We start from the raw sequence: 17693 nt of genomic DNA, 5'->3' as shown, positions 1-17693 counted from the left end.
GTAAGTGTTAGCGTATTTGATAACGCCGGCAATGAAGCGGTAAATACCGAAACACTAACCAAAGACACCAACGCCAATGTAACCGTTGAAATACAAGATACAGCCGATAACGTTATTAACGGCAACAACGAAAGCTCAGCTGTAACAATTACAGGCACAGCGGTTGGTGTAGGGGATGGTCGTACGGTAACAGTAACAGTAACCGATGGCGCAACAACTAAAACCTTTACTGCAACAGTGACTGGTGAAGCGTATACAATTTCAGATGAAGATTTATCAGCCTTTAACGATGGTGAAATTACAGCCACAGCGGCAGTAAGCGACTTAGCTGGCAATACAGCAACTAGCCAAGATACCGCAATTATTGACCAAACAGCAGTTACTACCATTACAATGGCAGCGGGCGATGACGTAGTTAATAGTGATGAGCAAAGTAGTGTAGTCGTAAGCGGTGTAATTGATGAAGCCGATACAAACCAAACCGCTACAGTCACCTTTACAGATAGCAAAAACGATACCATCGTTGTTACTGGCGTATTAATTAACGCAGCCGGTGAGTGGGTTATTGATGCAACAGACATAACTGGACTTGCTGATGGTGAAATTGAAGCTAGCGTTAGCGCATTAGACGTTGAAGGCAATTTAGCCACAAACAAAACCAGCTTTACTAAAGACACCACAGCTACCGTAACAGTCGATATTAACGACACAGACGACAACGTAATAAATGGCAATGGCGAAAACACCAATGTTGAAATTACAGGTACTACAACCGGTGTTGAAGATGACCAAAAAGTAACGGTTGTAGTAAAAGATGAAGCCGGTAACGAACGCAGCTTTGAAGCCACCGTTACCAATAATGCTTACACAATTACAGGTGCAGACTTATCAGGCCTTAACGACGGTAAATTAACCGCCACGGCCACCGTAAGTGATGTAGCCGATAACACAGCCACTAATACCGATACAGCTATTCACGATAAAACAGCAGCTACTACCATTACAATGGCAGCGGGCGATGACGTAGTTAATAGTGATGAGCAAAGTAATGTAGTAGTAAGCGGTGTAATTGATGAAGCCGATGCAAATCAAACAGCCACCGTGGTATTTACTGATAAAGACGGTAAAAAAGTTACAGTTGAAAACGTCGTTATTGACGCAGATGGACAATGGCAAGTTGATGCAGCAGATATTTCAGGTCTTGCCGATGGTGAAATTAAAGCTAGCGTTAGCGCATTAGACGTTGAGGGTAATTTAGCCACAAACTCAACCACCTTCACCAAAGACGCCACCATTAATATTGATATTGATACCGGCGATAACGGCATTAACAGTAGAGCATTTAAAACTGGTCAAGTAGCCACGCTGAGCGGTACAACCGATGCTGAAAATACCTCTACTGTAACGCTTACTATTTTTGATGGTACCAACAGTGAAGTAGTAACTGCCAATGTGACAGATGGCGCTTGGAGCGTTGACGGTATTGATGTGTCTGCGCTCGATGGTTCACAGAAGTGGACTATTACGGCGGCTGTTACAGACTCTGCAGGTAATACAGCAGAAGATAGCACACCAATACTTGATGCGCTTGATAGCCAAACACTTAATGAAAGTAATACAGGTAATGGCGGAACAAGTTCGGCTAAAAGCAGCATAGAAATAGATAACGCAGTGCTTACAATCAGCTCTGAGCAATCAGGTCTTGAGGGTTTAAAAGTAAATGGTGAAGCTGTAACTGTTGCATTAGCAACTGATGGTTTATCGTTAGAAGTTAAAGACTCGCAAGGTAACCTAGTGTTAAGTGTTGCGCTTGCGGGTGGTGAACTTACTACCACGCTACATGCACCAATTGACCACGAAAGTGAGAGTTTACTTACTGATATTTTTGTAGACGCACTACAAAAAGATGCCGATGGCACAACCGAACTAGTAGTTGTACCAACAGCCGTTACTATAACCGACTCCGCCCCACAAAGTAGTGACGACAGCTTTACAGTAACCGAAGCCGACACCGATGCAGGTAGAGTATCAACAGGTAGCTTAGTCACAAACGACAGTGTAATAGAGGGCGCACCAACCGTTACAAGCGTAACATTTAATGGCACTGACTATGATGTAACGACAAGTACACCTGCAACAATAGACACCGATGAAGGCACATTAACGGTTAACAGCGATGGCACATGGAGCTTTGATGCTATCGATAACCAAGATTCTGACCCAGAACCACAGTTTACTATTGAATACACAATAGAAGATCGCGACGGTGTAGGTAGTTCATCAAGTACAGCCACATTTACTGTACAAGATGGCAGTGCGGGCAGCTTTACAAATCAAACAGCTACTTATACAGAAAGTGATTATGGCGCTACTATAACAAATAACAAATCTTTTGATGTTGTGGCGGGCTCTGATGCACTAGTTGCTGATTCAATCACCTTTAATGACACTATCGAAAACTTAAACGCACTTAATTTAACAAGTGCTGGTGAAGCTATTACCTTTGTTTTAAGTGCTGACGGTAAAACAATAACAGGCTCTGCTAATGGCAGCGAAGTAATTAGCTTTAGCGTAAGCGCAACCCAAAATGCAAATGGCAAAGATTTAGAAACCACCGTGCAAACAGTAATGAGTTTACCGATTGATAACCCTAGTGGGAATCGTGTTAACTTTGCACTTTCGCTCAATGGTGAAGATAGTGATGGCACTATAATTAGTGGTGCAGGGAATGTAACTATTCGGGTTAACGATGGAGGAGCTCCTCAGGTTTCCGATAGTACAGAAACACCAATCAATATTGACGAAGGTGACTTAGATCCATCTAACACTGTTTCAGTGACTCAACAAGGTACCGTGAGTACAACGTTAGGCAGTGATTCGTTAAAATCACTTACTTTCTCTACCGACTCGCAACCAGAGCTAACCGCCGGTGGTGTAGCACTTGTATACACACTAAGTGATGACGGGCGTACAATAACCGCCAACACAGGTGACGGCACAGAAACAATTTTTGTAGCGACTTTACCTGACATTAATGGCACGAGTAATCAAAACTTAACTTACGATTTTACATTATATCGCCCATTTGATAACGATACAGGCGGAACAGGCGTACCACTACAAGTAGAAGTGCAAGACACTGATGGCGATAACGATACAGCAACGTTAAATATTACCGTTAATGATGGCGCAGTGCATACTCAAAATGATATTGCTTTAACTGTATCTGAAACACCTAACAGCGTGGCTGACAATAACGAAGATGGAGATGGCCAAGCAAATACTGATACTGATACCTCATTTACAGTAACAGCAGGTCTTGATGATGTAGTGGACATGCAAGTTAGTATTACTGATGGGGCAGCGGTGCTTGATAGTAATGGTAATCAGCTAACGCAAACTACGCTCGATGAGAACGGTAATGCTGTCACCACAAATATTGTTTGGCAAGTTAATAGCGACGGTACCGCACAAGGTATTTTAGAAGGCACTTCAACCGAGGTCTTTAAAATCACTTTACCAGATGTGAATGTTGATGCACAAACCTCTGCCACCTATGCTATTTCATTCGAAATTTCAGGTGCAATAGATCACACAGGTGATACCACAAATGCACCGCAAATAGTGATTCCAGTGTACACAGAAGATACCGATGGTTCACAAGTTACAAGTAATGTTACGGTGACATTAAACGACGGTCAAGACCCTGCAATAGCTGACTCAGCTGCAAGTGTTGATGAGACTAACCTTAGAAATAATGACTCAATTACAACTACGGGGCAAATTATAGTAACGCAAGGCTCTGATGAAGTTGTAGAAATTAAGCTTGCAGATAACTTTATAACAACCTTTAACGACGGAAGTTACGTTACTGCAGATGGAAATAATGCGATTACATTAAGCGATAAAAACGCTGATGGCTGGTATATCGCTACAGCAAATGGCGAAGATGTTTTACGCGTTAAATTTAATCCTGATGGCTCTTACACTTACGAGCAATTTACAGCAATTAAACACCCTGATGCTGACGGAACAAATACGCAAGATATCAGTTTTGATGTAACTGCTGTTGATGCTGATGGCGATACTAATAACGCAGCAGTGACTATTACAGTAACTGATGATACACCAACAGTAGATAACACACCTGTCGCTGTTAACCTTGTTGAGGGCGGCGGTAAAACACTCGAACTGCTTGATATTAATAGCAGTAACTTTGTTGGTAACACCAATAACCCAGGTGCAGATGGTGCTAAATTAGCTTCATTTATTTATGGTGGTACAACGTACACTGCGTTTGACTCAGGCTCTGATTCAACCGGTAACTATAAAGAAGTTGCCTTTAAAGGTGAGGGTGACAGTGATACGTCTGGCACATTAAGAGTATACGAAAGCGGTAAAGTAGTGATTACAACTGACGAGTTTGCTCAAAGCGCTGACGAAGATTTTACAGACTCAATTAGCTATACTGTTATCGACAACGATGGTGATACCGCAACAGGAAGTATTGATTTAACAATAAGTGATTACAAAGGTGAGTTAACCGTTACTGCAACGGACATTAACGAAGATGCCATTGACGGTAGCGATAACGCTAACAATGCACGTAGTGAAGTAACCATTACCATTGACAGAGGTGATATTTCTGACCAAGAAGAGACAGTCAGTGAAATAAAAATTGAGTTGGCGTCTTTACAAGGCGGAGAGCTTTACCTTAATGGTAACTTAGCTACAGACAATGCCGATGTTACAATTGTGGATGGCTATTATGTATTTACAGGCGCTGCATTAGCTACTAACGCTGATGGTACAGTGACAGTTGCTAATTTAACTTATCAACCAGCAGAAAACAGCTCCGACTTTTCTAATACGGTTGAATTTAAAGTTGAAACCACAATAACCATTAAAAATGGTGGAACACCTCGAGAATTAAACGATTCGACTACCATTTCAGTTGAATCAGTAGCCGATACCCCAGAGTGGGATACAGGTAATGCTTACCAATACACCCTAGATGAAGACTCACCTGAAAACCTCATTATTAGTGCAGCATTAACTGATACTGATGGCTCTGAGAAATTGACTTATGTAATTTCAGGTTTAGATGAAAACTTAGTACTTAAAATTGGTGGCAGAACAATAACCGAAGGCGCAATACTCACACAAAGTGAACTTAACAAATTAACGGTTAGTAACAAATTACATTCAACTGGCGAATATACGTTTGATATTCAAGCAACAAGTACAGAAAAAGACAATAACAACACAGCAACAGCTGACAAACAAACGGTTACAGTAACGATTAATCCAGTAGCCGACGCGCCAAAACTAGCTGTGCGCGTTGATATAATTAACGAAGATTCAAACCCTCAACTGAGTGACCTAATAAACGGACAGCTCGTTGATACAGATGGTTCTGAGCGCCTCAAGTACGAAATAGAAATACCAACATTTATAGATGCTAATGGTGATGAGCAAGTTGTTACATTATTAGATGGTAATGGAGATGAAGTAACCCCAGTTAATGGTGTTTACACTATTTTTGACACTGACTTAGCAAATTATACGCTTAAGTTACCTGAGCATTTAGCGCAAGAAAAAATTGCACTTAAAGTAAACGCAATTAGTGAAGAAGTTGTAGATGGTAATGTTGTTGATAGTGCAGAAACCGGCGTAAAAGAATTTACCTTTAAAGTAGTGGGTGTTGCAGATTCACCCGTATTAACAAGCAATAATGACTGGGTATATGACGACTCAGGGCTTACTTTAGAAAATACCACCGGTGTAGAAGATGAATTACTCACGCTCGACTTTTTATTCGAAAGTGAAGACACCGATGGCTCAGAAACCGTTAGTTTAGTAATTTCAGAATTACCCGATGGTGTAACGCTTGTAAATGCAATAACGGGAGAGCCTGCTAATTTACCTGTTGTAGGTATTGGCGCTAATGGCAACCCTAAGTACAGCTTGTTAGCCAGCGAGTCTGGTAATTATGCATTAAAACCAAGTGCCGATTTTAGCGGTAACGTTGACTTTAATATTACAGTGGTGACTACTGAGCCAGATACAGGTGAATTTAACACAAAAGACACGGAAATTAAGGCAAGTGTTACATTTACGCCGGTTATTGACTCCACTAACTTAAATACAAATGTTGTTGGCAATGAAGACAGCCAAATCTCACTTAAATTAAATCCCGACCTCTCAGATGTAGATGGTTCTGAAAGTATTACAAAAGCGATTATTAATAGTATTCCAGATGGTACAACGCTTTACATAAACGGTGTTGAAACAGCTGTTGGTAGTGGAATAGATGTTACCGACTACTTAAATACAGATAGTGTTACACTCAAACCTGATGAAGATTACTCAGGCGAGCTTAGTGTTGAGATAACTTACACCGTACAAGATACTTCTGCTGCTGTATCAAGTGATATAAGTGCAAATATTACGGTAACTGTTAATGGCAAAGTAGATGTAGCCCCAAGCATTGAGGCTGACGGCGCTGTTACTCGTATCGAAACCACAGATGAAACCATTACTAATGAAGGAAGTGCTAATGAGCGTCAAATTAATTTAACTGGCGTTGCATCATTCATTGAAGAGGATATTGATGGTTCTGAGCATATAACATATATCGAAATTATCTTGCCAAAAAACTCCTCATTAAAAGTTATTTACATGCAAGATGGTGAAAACATAGCCTCGCCAGATGGGACTGGTCGCTGGGTTATTCCTATAGGCGCTGGTACAAGTGACGCCGCTAAAGACAGCATAAACGATTTGCTTAATAACGTAATTATTGAAGCTAACTCATCTACTGGTTCTGACGTTGATGTGACAGTTAATGCACGCGTTAAAGACGGTGACGACAGCGCCCTTATTAGCGGAAACTTTAAAGTACGGTTTAATATTGATGGCGAAGGAGAAACGACTACTGCATCGCCAGTTAATACGTTACAAATAGAAAATGTTACGGCTGATGAAGGCGGTAGCGTTACTTTTGAGGAAAGTGACTTTAATTTAGGTGAAGATTTATCTCAAGATGTTGATGATAACTATAACGATGTAATTACTATTTATGTTGAGCAGAGCAGTTTGCCAGAAGGCTTCACTATTGAGGGCGATGGTATAATTGCGGTAGAAACAGACACTGGTATAGAGTACATAATCCCTGAAAGCTCGCTAAGTACAATGGTTATTAACAGTAACGACAGTGACTACTCTGGCTTATTAGAAATTCCAGTAAAAATAGTTGCCGTAGACCCAAGTGGCGACCGCGAAATAGATATAACCCAATCATTAAGTGTGGATATTAACCCTGTAGTTGATGGTGGCACCCTTGCTGCTGCAACGCAAACGATTACTGAAGACAATACAAATACATCACTTGGTATTACGTTTACCTCAACAGACGAAAGTACAGATACTGAAGATGGTGGTGTTGAAGAAATTGATTTTACTCAGCCAATAACAATTGAGTTACCAGATGGAGGTACATTATATGACCCTTCAGATAATTTTGAGTTACAAACTGATGGCAGTTATTTATACAAAGGTAATGGCAGTACATTTGACGATGATTTAGCCGGTGTTGGGATTAACCCTCCTGAAAATGCCAAGGGTGATTTTGATATTAATATTAGCGCTACAGTAGTAGATAGAGCTACGCTTTCGACAGGTGAAGTAAAAGCGAGCTCTACTATTAACCAAACAATTACAGTAAATGTAACACCTGTAACAGACGGTGTTATGCTTACTGCTAATAGCGTTACTGGCGATGAAGACAGCGAAATTATACTTACGGGATTAGCGGCTACTTCGCTAGATGACTCCGAAACTACCTATTTTACAATTAGCGGTGTACCAAAAGGTGCCACTCTTATTGATGCGGTAACAGGTGAAGAGCTACAAATAATTAATAATGGTGATGACGGCTCAGAAAATGGCACAACGAGCTGGACTATTCCTCGAAGCTTACTTGAAGGGAATGCAGATAATATTGTATTACTTCCTCCTCTTGATTTTAGTGGAGACATAACACTAAGTTTAAATGGAATTAGCCAAGATGGTACACAGGGCGAGTTATTACAGCAATCACAAAGCTTTAACGTGAGTGTTAACCCTGTAGCAGACACGCTTGATTTTAGTCAAAAACCAGAAGATAACTATTCAGGTGACGAAGATAGCAACGTAACTATTGATCTTGCTGCCTTTAGCACTGAGGCCGATGGCACTGAGCAAGTGCAACTTAAAGTTATTATTAATGGTGATACTTCTGACTCATCGGCATTAGCTGAGCTAGAAAATGGCTATATAGAGCTTGCTGATGGTACTAAAGTTAACTTTGTACAAGAGGGTAATAACTACATTGCTACCGTAATAAGCGAAGAAGGCAGTGGTATAGAAAACTTTGACTTTAACGCCGGTGGCCTTGCGTTTGGCACATTTAATATGAGCGTTGAGGTAGCGACTATGGATAGCGCAGTTATTAATGGTGAAACCGTTACTGTAACTGGCACACCTGAAACGTCAGGCTTTATTGTAGAGTTAGAACCACAAGCAGACGCGCCGTTATGGACAAATGCTGAGGATGTAACCAGTAATTCAACTAATAATATTGCACTTAACCTTGATGTTGATTTACAAAACCCAGCAGCAGATGAAACTGGTTATGTTGAAATTACCGGATTACCTAATGGTTACAACTTTAACCTTGGTGAAAAGGTAGGTGATACATGGACTGTTGATATTACTGATATTGAAACCCTTGAGATTGTAAATGCGGATGCTGGCGATAGTTTTGACTTAACGTTAACTGCATTTTCAACACTTAACGGTGAAACACAAGAGGCTTCGCCTGAGGTAGTAAATGTAACTATTTCTGATTCGGCTACAACTAGCTCAGCGCGTACCGCAAGTGCGAGCGGCGACAGCGAGCCAGATTATAGCGATATGTCTGGTAGTGGTAACAATGCACATGAAGAGACGATTGCAAGTATGACCAGCGGCGATCAAAACGTATGAAGCTAATCCTAAACCGAGAGCAAATACTGGCACTCGGTAAGCATATTGCCGATGCCTTGCATTTACGCCATCAAAGCGAAAACTTATTACTTGGTTTGCCAAGTAATGAGTTTTCGGCGCATCATTTAGAGCAAGCATTAAGTAATATTAATGTGAGTGCGCAGCAGCAAACTACGCCAAAGCATTATGCTTATCCTGCTTTGGTGCTTGATAAAGAAGGCTACTTTTGGTTTTTTGAAAACGATGGTAAAAGTACGTTTAGCTCACTTGATGAAGCAAAATCTAAGCAATTAAGTGATATTGATAAAGAGCTTATTTGGTACTTGTCGCACGATAATGTAACTGATGAACGCTCAGAAAAACTGCATACTCGTATTCCTAGTTGGCTAAAGCCTGCATGGGATCAGGTTAAACCATTTTATAATTCGTTGTTACTCGCCTCGCTAACCGTTAATTTATTAGCTTTAGTAGTGCCGTTGTTTACCATGAACGTATACGACCGCGTTGTGCCTAATGCTGCGCTCGATACCTTATGGGTACTTGCAACCGGCGCAACAATAGCCATTGTGTTTGATTGGTTATTAAAGCAAGCGCGCGGGCATTTAACCGATGCGGCTGGCAGGCAAATAGATTTACGTATTAGCAGTATGTTGTACGCTAAAGTGCTAGGTATGCGCCTTGAGCAGCGCCCAGCCTCTGCAGGTGCTTATGCAAAGCAAGTGCAAGACTTTGACAGCGTGCGAGAGTTTATAACCTCAGCAACGCTTGTATCGGTAATCGATTTACCTTTTACACTGCTGTTTTTAGCGCTTATTTTTTGGCTAGGTGGCTTAATTGTTTTAATTCCGGTTGTAGTACTTACCTTGGTTGTTATTACAAGCGCGGTATTACAAGCAAAACTGAGTGAAAGTGTTGAACAGGCATCTAAGTTATCGACCCAGCGCCAAGCGTATTTAATCGAAAACCTGAACCAGCTTGTTGAGCTTAAGCAAATGAACGGCCAAGCAGGCGCGCAACAAAAGCTTGAACAAACACTCGCACAAATGGTTGATTGGCAAAATAAATCACGCCATAGCGCCACAACACTTACGCATACAGTTGCAAGCCTTAGCCAATTTACCAGTATTGCGCTTATTGTGTTTGGTGTTTATTTAATTAGTAACGGCGACATAAGTATGGGCGCACTGATTGCTATTGTTATGCTGAGTGGGCGCGCATCGGGTTCTATTTCTGCTTTAGCTGGGCTTGTTTTAAAATATAAACAAACACAAACAGCCATTGAGTCGGTTAAAAATATAATGGCGCTTGAGCAAGAACAAAAAAGTGGCGAAAACACGATTAATGCGCCTGTAAATGGCAATATTACAGCCCGCCATTTGAGCTTTCAGTACCATGAGCAAGAACTTGAGGCAGTGCACAGTATTAACTTTGAAATTAAGCAGGGCGAAAAAATAGGTTTATATGGCCGTGCAGGCTCTGGTAAGTCTACCTTGCTTGCAATTATTGCTGGGCAGTACAGAGCTACATCAGGTCAGCTTTTAATTGACGACATAGATATAAGGCACTGGTCGTTAAGTGCGCTACGCAAGCAAAGTGGTTGGGTAGCACAAAGCCCAAGCTTGTTTTATGGCACAGTGCTTGAAAACATCACTCTAGGCGCACAAAATATAACCCCAACAAACTTAACCAATGCATTAGTTAAATCTGGCGTAAGTCGTTTTATTGACCGGTTGGAGTCGGGGCTGGAAACACAGGTTGGCGAGTTTGGTCGGTTTTTATCGGGCGGACAACGTCAAGCTGTATGTATTGCGCGTGCTTTATTAAAAGACGATAACGCATTACTTATTTTAGATGAACCTTCGTCGGCTATGGATGCAGGCCACGAAAAACTCCTCATTAAAACCCTTCAGGATCGCACTGAAACGGTGGTTATTTCGAGTCATCGTAAAGATATGCTGACTATATGCGACAGAATATTTGTGCTCGACCACGGTCGCTTAAAAAGTATAGAAACACCAAGCTCATTATTTAGTAATAAAGTGCATGGTGGTGTAAAACTAGTAAGTAAAAAAGTGACAAGGGTGAATACAGAGACTGGGAGTTCTTCAACCAATGGCTGATTTATATATGGGGCAGCTACAAGCTGCAAAACAAGCTAAAAGATTGGTTATTATAGTTTTTGTATTACTTTTTGCTGTGGTTTTGTGGGCTAAATTTGCTAAGCTAGAAGAAGTTGTTGTAGGTCAAGGTGCTGTTATACCAGTACAACGTGTTCAAACTATTGAAAACCTTGATGGCGGTATTTTAAAAGAAGTTTTAGTACGTGAAGGGCAAATTGTAGAGGTGGGTGATCCGCTTTTACTGATTGATGAAACCCGATTTGCTGCTGCTTATGCTGAATCTAGTCAAGAAAAAGGTTCGTTATTAGCAAGACGAAACCGTCTAGTAACTGAATTGAATAGTGTTACCTTGAGTGAAGAAAGCAGTTTTGGCGCTAATATAGAACGCTTAGAAATACCTAGAAAAGATATTGCTGTAGATGTGTATAAGCAGGCATACAATACGTATACTTCAAGACTTACACAGCTTGAGTCTCAGCTACAGCAGCGCACGCAAAACCTACTCCAGCAGGAGCAAGCCAGTGTAGAGCAACGTGCAAATATATCTGCGCTTAAGCAAAGGCTAAAGCTCACAACACGGGAAGTACTGTTAACTCAAGGTGCTGTAGATGCGGGTGCTGTTGCCGAAATGGAGTTGGTTAAATTGCAACGAGACGAAATTGGCATGCAAGGTGAATTAAACCAAGCCAATGCGTTATTACAGCAATTAAAAGCGGCAAAAAGTCAGGTAATAGAAGAGCGAAAAGCGATAGTATTTGATTATTTAGCGGATACACAAAATCAGTTAGATGAAGTGAGTAACGAGCTTGCTAAAATTCAACAAAGTAGCAAATCACTCGAAGATAGACTTATAAAAGCACAAGTTAGATCGCCAGTACGGGGTACGGTAAAAAATATTGTATCACGCTCTATTGGCAGTGTAATTGACCCCGGCGAGGTGATGATGGAAATTGTCCCTCAAAACGATTTGCTTTTAATTGATACTAAAATTCAACCAAAAGATATCGGTTTTATTAGAGTGGGCATGGCTGCTAAAGTTAAGTTTACTGCTTATGACTTTGTAATATACGGTGGACTTGAAGGTGAAGTTACTTATATCGGTGCAGATGCTCAGTATTTAGAAGATGGAACTGCTTATTATCAGGCTTATATTAAAACAACAATAAGCCAAATAGCAGAGCAAGCAATAATCCCAGGGATGCAAACGCAAGTAGATGTTATTACTGGGAAAAAAACTGTTTTAGATTATTGGCTAAAACCTTTGCTTAGAGCAAAAGCCAATGCAATGCGTGAACCATAATATAGGAATATTAAATGCGTAAATTAGGACTACTCTCTGTTTTAGCCTTAGCCCCAGGGTTATCGAATGCGTTAACGCTTGAGCAATCTGTAGCTGAAACATTAAACACTAATCCGAGATTAATGCAGAAATATGCGAGCTTTGAAGCAAAATACCGCGATAAACGCAGTGCGTTTAGTGAGTATTTACCACAAGTTCGTTTATATGCAGGATATGGATACGAGCGCGTAAACTATAAATCAGGCCGAGAACTTGATAGCGAATTAAATCGTAGAGAAATAGGTTTAAAAATAACACAAATGTTATTTGATGGTTTTAGAACATCATCTGAAGTTGCAAGACTAGATAACGAAGCAAAAGCTGACCAATTGGGTTTAATATCTGCTGCAGAGAATATTAGCCTTGAAGTTGTACAGGTATATTTAGACTTGCTTAAATCAGTTGAGTTAGTTGAGTTGTCAGAGCGAAATATCAACATACATAAAAAAATATTAAGTGATATTGAACAACGACGTCAACGTGGTTTATCAAGCGATGCCGATGTAGCTCAAGTTCAGTCTAGACTTGCTACATCACAATCTGGCTTTTTAGCTGCTAAAAATAATCTTCAAGATATTAAAGCAAATTACTATGATTTAGTGGGTCAGTACCCTGATGATTTAATGATTCCTAAAGTGGATGAAACATATATACCAGCCACTTTAGGTGATGCTATAGCAGTCGCTAAAAAATCACATCCAGAAATTATGGCTGCTGTTTTTGATATAGAAGCTGCAAATAAACAAATAGAAAGAGAGAAAAGCGGTTATTGGCCAAAGGTTAGTTTAGAGTTTGATGTAGCTGATAACGATAATATTTCGGGCTCTCCTGGTCGTGATGATAACGGCCGAGTAATGCTTTCTATGAGTTATGATTTATACAACGGTGGCAAAACAAATGCAGATACCGAAGCGGCAAAATGGCGTTACCAAGAAGCCGTAGCAGTTAAAGACACAACTCACCGGCAAGTCGAAGAAGCGACAACCTTTGCATGGAATGCAAACATGTTTTTAGCTGAGCAAAAAGGCTTTTACGAAGAAAATGTTGGCTATGCTGAAGTTGCTCAAAAAGGGTATGAACGCCAATTTTCATTAGGTCGTCGTTCGTTATTAGATGTACTTGATTCGCAAATTGAGTTGTTTACAGCGCGTCGTAACTATATTGAATCGGCTTATGATCAACGCAAAGCAAGCTTTAGGCTTGTAAATGCAACAGGGCGTTTAGTTAGAGCTCTTAGGGTTGATAAACCTGAAGCATGGCTACTAGGAGATAGATAATATGAAAAGCATTATGTTTTTAAGTCTTGCATTATTACTGTCTGGCTGTGCTAGCGATGCAAAAAAATATGAGTATCAAGTTCAATCAAAAGATTTATTTGACCAAGACCGTGACGGTGTTATTAACGCAAGAGACAAGTGTGCTGAAACACCGATAAGAGCCAAAACAAATAATGATGGTTGCCCTAAAGAGCAAAAAATAACGACATCAAGAAACGTTGTTATTGAATTTGGTTACGATAAATCGACGCTAACGGATGATGCAAAAGCAAAAGTAGTAAGTTTTGCTAATAGTGTTGTTGATGTGCCAGGTATTACTATTTTATTAATTGGTGATACTAGCTTAGAAGGGTCATTAGAATATAACCGTAAGCTTGCTTTAAAACGAGTTGAAACAGTTAAAACGGCTTTGTTAGCGCAAGGTGTTAAAAATATAGAAATAACTGAGCAAACATTTATTGATTCAAAAGATATTCCTAAAGTATTAGCTGGCAGAAAAACACGAGTTATAGCGTTAGTTGATGGAGAGAGTTCTGTTGAACTAGAAAAGCAATTTGATTTATATAATGCCGGTTTTTAAATAATTATATAAATACAGTTTAAAAGGCCCGTTTTATACGGGCTTTTTTATTGCTTAAGTTTATATTAACGTGGATGTGCCAAAATAAACTAAACACTTTATTTTTGGCACTATAAAAGGAAAATTATATGGCAATTCAAAAAAAGCTAAAAGAAAAAACGCGTAATTTTATTGACTCTAAGCATATGCTTAGCGGTATTACAGTGGCGTCGTTTTTAGAGTCAACCATAGTGCCTATTCCACTTGAGGCTGTATTAGTACCGCTAATGCAAGCTCGTCGAGAAAAGCTATGGCTTATCGCCTTAATGGCGACTTTAGGTTGCATAGTGGGTGCATTGTTTGGTTATGCGTTGGGTTATTATTTATTTGATGCGGTTGGTGATTGGATTATTAATACGTTTTCGAGCCCTGAGCAATTTGAAAACGTTAAGCAGCAAATGCAAGATCAAGGTTTTTGGTTTGTTATAACGCTTGGCATTGTGCCAATTCCGTTTCAAATAGCGATGCTTGCAGCAGGCGCGACTAAGTATTCTATTTGGCTATTTTTATTGGCTTCGGGTATCGCGCGTTCTATTCGTTACTTTGGTCTGGCTATTATTGTTTATTATGCAGGTAATGAAGCTGAGCGAATCATTAGTAAACATAAAACTAAAGCGATGATTGGCATTACTATTTTAGTGTTGGGATTGTGGGGACTTAGTACCGTAGTTTAAGTTTAAATTTGAGGGGGATTACGGTTTTCATCTTCGTGATGGTTTTTATTATTGTGCTATAGTTTTAAAATGAAGTACTGAAAAACCTAGCAATTAATATGATTGAAACAGTAAAACTTACCGTTAAACTTTCTAACTTTTATAAAATGCCTTTGATCAATAAAGTTTTAAGTTTAGCTTTATTGATCTATATTGCTATTTTTTCAGCCTACTCCCTAACTAGCTTTCCTCCCTTACAAGTTCAAAACAATGTGTACGGTTTTACTACCGATTTTATTAATTTAACTGTCATTATATTTCTGTTTTGGATGGTTCAATGCTCTGATCTATCTAAAAAAGCATATATTTTTTCTAGCTTTGGTTTATTACTATGGAGTATTGGCACCACGGCAGACGTGCTTGATGAGTTAGTTGTGCAACCTTATTGGATAAGTATTTATTTTGAGGACTTATGCAGAACCAGCGGCATGCTTTTAACTTCCTATGGTTTATTTAAAACTATGCGCTTTGTACAAAGTATTAGTAACCGATTAGCGCGTGAGCTCATTATTGACGATTTAACCAAGGTACATAATAGACGTTATTTTTATCAGCACGCTAAAGATGCTCAGCACTCACTTTACGTTATTTTAATTATCGATATAGACCACTTTAAAGCAATCAATGATGAGTTTGGTCATGATGTTGGTGATGTAATGCTTAAAGAACTAGCAACTAAATACGACAATGCTTTTACGCACCAAAATAAATTTGCTCGCCTCGGTGGTGAAGAATTTGGTGGCTACTTGCCTACAAATAATATGACGCAAGCGTGTGATTTTTCGCAGCAATTAATTGACCTTGCGCACACCATAAATATTCAAAACTCTCGTCACTTAACAGTAAGTATAGGTGTTGCAATGCAAACGCCTAATGAGCCTTTAGATAAAGTAATGAAGCGCGCTGATCAAGCTTTATATTTAGCTAAGAAGAGTGGCCGAGATCGTTTTGAAATTGCCCCATAAGCGTTTTAATTATATAAAAACACGTCCTTATTGTTTGCACATTTACTACACTTTTTAACGTTTTCGTAAGGAAGTGTCAGTGAGGGTAATGCTTTGTAAATCATGAAATTAAAATATAATGTTTGGGTCATAATGGGGATATTAATAATAAGGAATAACCTTAATGACTAACTCCCTTTTAAAAGCTGCATTACCCTTAAGTCTAATTACTATTTTGTCGGGCTGCGGCTCTGACGATAGCTCAAGCTCTACAGGTTACATCCAATTGTATAACGGCTCTTACAATAGCCCATACACACGTTTGTTTGTTGAAGAAACAGAGCGCTCAGGCGCTGATTTTGCTGATGTAACTACTCGCCATAACTACAGCACAGACACTTATGATGTAAGTTTTGAGTACCTAGATGCTAACGACAGCTATATAACAATTAGCGATCAAGAAATTTCTATTAAGGGTGACAAAACACAGTTAATAGTAATGAGTGGTAACTTTGATGAACCTACATTTACAGAGCTTAGCGTACCTATTACAAGCGATACGGGTGAGTTTAACTTAGGGTTTTATAATATTGCAGGAGAGGACACTAACTACGATATTTACTTAGCAACTGATGATGGCGTATTTGAAAGCGCGACACTTTTCTCATCAGCTCAATATTTAAGTGAGTTAGATCTGCAAAGCGTTGATGAAGGTTATTACACTATTTACATAACAGAAGCGGGCAGCAGTGATGTTGTGTACGAGTCGTCATCTGTTTATTTATACGATGAAGCAAGTTATGTAGCAATGATCCGCCCAAGTTATGCAACAGAAGAAGGCGGCATTACGCTTGATGTAGTAACCGATAATAACTACGTTACTGAGCTTAAACACCAATCTGCTCTGGGGCAATTACGTTTTATAAATACCGTTGATGACTACTCGCCAGTAAGCTTTTCTGCTACACGCGGTACAACTGTAAACACAACAAATACAGTCGCTAGTGACTCTTATACCGATTATGTTGAACTTTCGCCTAATAGTTACAGCGTAGCGATGTACGACGAAGAAGGTACAAAACTAGCTGATAACTTTTTAATGACGCTAGAGCGCGAGCAAAGTGCGGTGGGTATTTTTTATAACGACGCAGATAACGGTTTACGTATGATGAGCGTTGAAGAAAATCTAACACCAAGCAGTTACAGCCATACGGTATCGGTTGTAAACCTAATTGAAAGCTACGCAGGGCAGTCGGTTTCAGATGTAGATGTGTACTTTACACTTAACGGCGAAACGGTAGACGACACTAGTAACGTAGTCGATGGCCTAGATAAGTATGACCAAGAAGAGCAGGTTGTAGATAACGAAATTTACACGGTTTATGTTGTTTACGAAGACAACGGCCAGCAAATTGTGCTTATTCAACAAAGCGATATGGACTTTACACAAGAGGGTAACTACATATTGATTTTAGAGCATGATGAAACAACAAGCTCTGGTTATAAGATGACCCTAGAGCGCACTATTACCGATAGTGTTGAATAAACCTAAACATATTAAGTAGCATAAAGCCTAAGCACTTTAAGTACTTAGGCTTTTTTATTGAACAAAATTTACCTACTCATTAATAATTAGGTACACTCAGGGCATAAT

Annotated in this window: 8 protein-coding genes; all 8 read left to right on the top strand. The window is 39.7% G+C overall.

The window, feature by feature from the left end; genetic code table 11:
- The coding region (locus H5157_RS17170) for a DUF5801 repeats-in-toxin domain-containing protein (protein ID WP_182725143.1) at positions 1-9027 on the top strand (9027 nt) is incomplete at its 5' end.
- Complete coding sequence (locus tag H5157_RS17165; RefSeq protein ID WP_182725142.1) at positions 9024-11147, top strand: ATP-binding cassette domain-containing protein; 2124 nt, start codon at positions 9024-9026, stop codon at positions 11145-11147. The genes H5157_RS17170 and H5157_RS17165, both read left to right, overlap by 4 nt.
- On the top strand, positions 11140-12447 hold the full coding sequence (locus H5157_RS17160) for an HlyD family type I secretion periplasmic adaptor subunit (RefSeq protein ID WP_182725141.1): 1308 nt from the start codon (positions 11140-11142) through the stop codon (positions 12445-12447). The genes H5157_RS17165 and H5157_RS17160 overlap by 8 nt, the downstream gene beginning before the upstream one ends.
- 14 nt (positions 12448-12461) lie before the next feature.
- Positions 12462-13763, top strand: coding sequence for a TolC family outer membrane protein (locus tag H5157_RS17155; RefSeq protein WP_182715575.1), 1302 nt, complete (start codon positions 12462-12464; stop codon positions 13761-13763).
- A 1-nt stretch (position 13764) separates the two neighbouring features.
- Complete coding sequence (locus H5157_RS17150) at positions 13765-14343, top strand: OmpA family protein (protein WP_182725140.1); 579 nt, start codon at positions 13765-13767, stop codon at positions 14341-14343.
- 128 nt (positions 14344-14471) lie between these two features.
- Positions 14472-15056 (top strand): YqaA family protein, encoded by a 585-nt coding sequence (locus tag H5157_RS17145; RefSeq protein WP_024600650.1) that lies wholly within the window; start codon positions 14472-14474, stop codon positions 15054-15056.
- A 98-nt stretch (positions 15057-15154) separates the two neighbouring features.
- Positions 15155-16060, top strand: coding sequence for a GGDEF domain-containing protein (locus tag H5157_RS17140; protein ID WP_182725139.1), 906 nt, complete (start codon positions 15155-15157; stop codon positions 16058-16060).
- 163 nt (positions 16061-16223) lie between these two features.
- Positions 16224-17585, top strand: coding sequence for a hypothetical protein (locus H5157_RS17135; protein WP_024597652.1), 1362 nt, complete (start codon positions 16224-16226; stop codon positions 17583-17585).
- Positions 17586-17693: the final 108 nt, after the last annotated feature.

This window comes from Pseudoalteromonas sp. SG43-3 (assembly GCF_014164385.1).
Lineage (GTDB): Bacteria > Pseudomonadota > Gammaproteobacteria > Enterobacterales > Alteromonadaceae > Pseudoalteromonas > Pseudoalteromonas distincta.
The sequence above is the reverse complement of the archived record's forward strand: the minus strand, read 5'-3'. Positions and strand labels throughout refer to the sequence as shown.

Bases quoted from the DNA above. Each gene is read 5' to 3' on its own strand.
- H5157_RS17135 (WP_024597652.1), top strand. From the start codon at position 16,224: ATGACTAACTCCCTTTTAAAAGCTGCATTACCCTTAAGTCTAATTACT.
- H5157_RS17150 (WP_182725140.1), top strand. From the start codon at position 13,765: ATGAAAAGCATTATGTTTTTAAGTCTTGCATTATTACTGTCTGGCTGT.
- H5157_RS17155 (WP_182715575.1), top strand. From the start codon at position 12,462: ATGCGTAAATTAGGACTACTCTCTGTTTTAGCCTTAGCCCCAGGGTTA.
- H5157_RS17145 (WP_024600650.1), top strand. From the start codon at position 14,472: ATGGCAATTCAAAAAAAGCTAAAAGAAAAAACGCGTAATTTTATTGAC.
- H5157_RS17160 (WP_182725141.1), top strand. From the start codon at position 11,140: ATGGCTGATTTATATATGGGGCAGCTACAAGCTGCAAAACAAGCTAAA.
- H5157_RS17165 (WP_182725142.1), top strand. From the start codon at position 9,024: ATGAAGCTAATCCTAAACCGAGAGCAAATACTGGCACTCGGTAAGCAT.
- H5157_RS17140 (WP_182725139.1), top strand. From the start codon at position 15,155: ATGATTGAAACAGTAAAACTTACCGTTAAACTTTCTAACTTTTATAAA.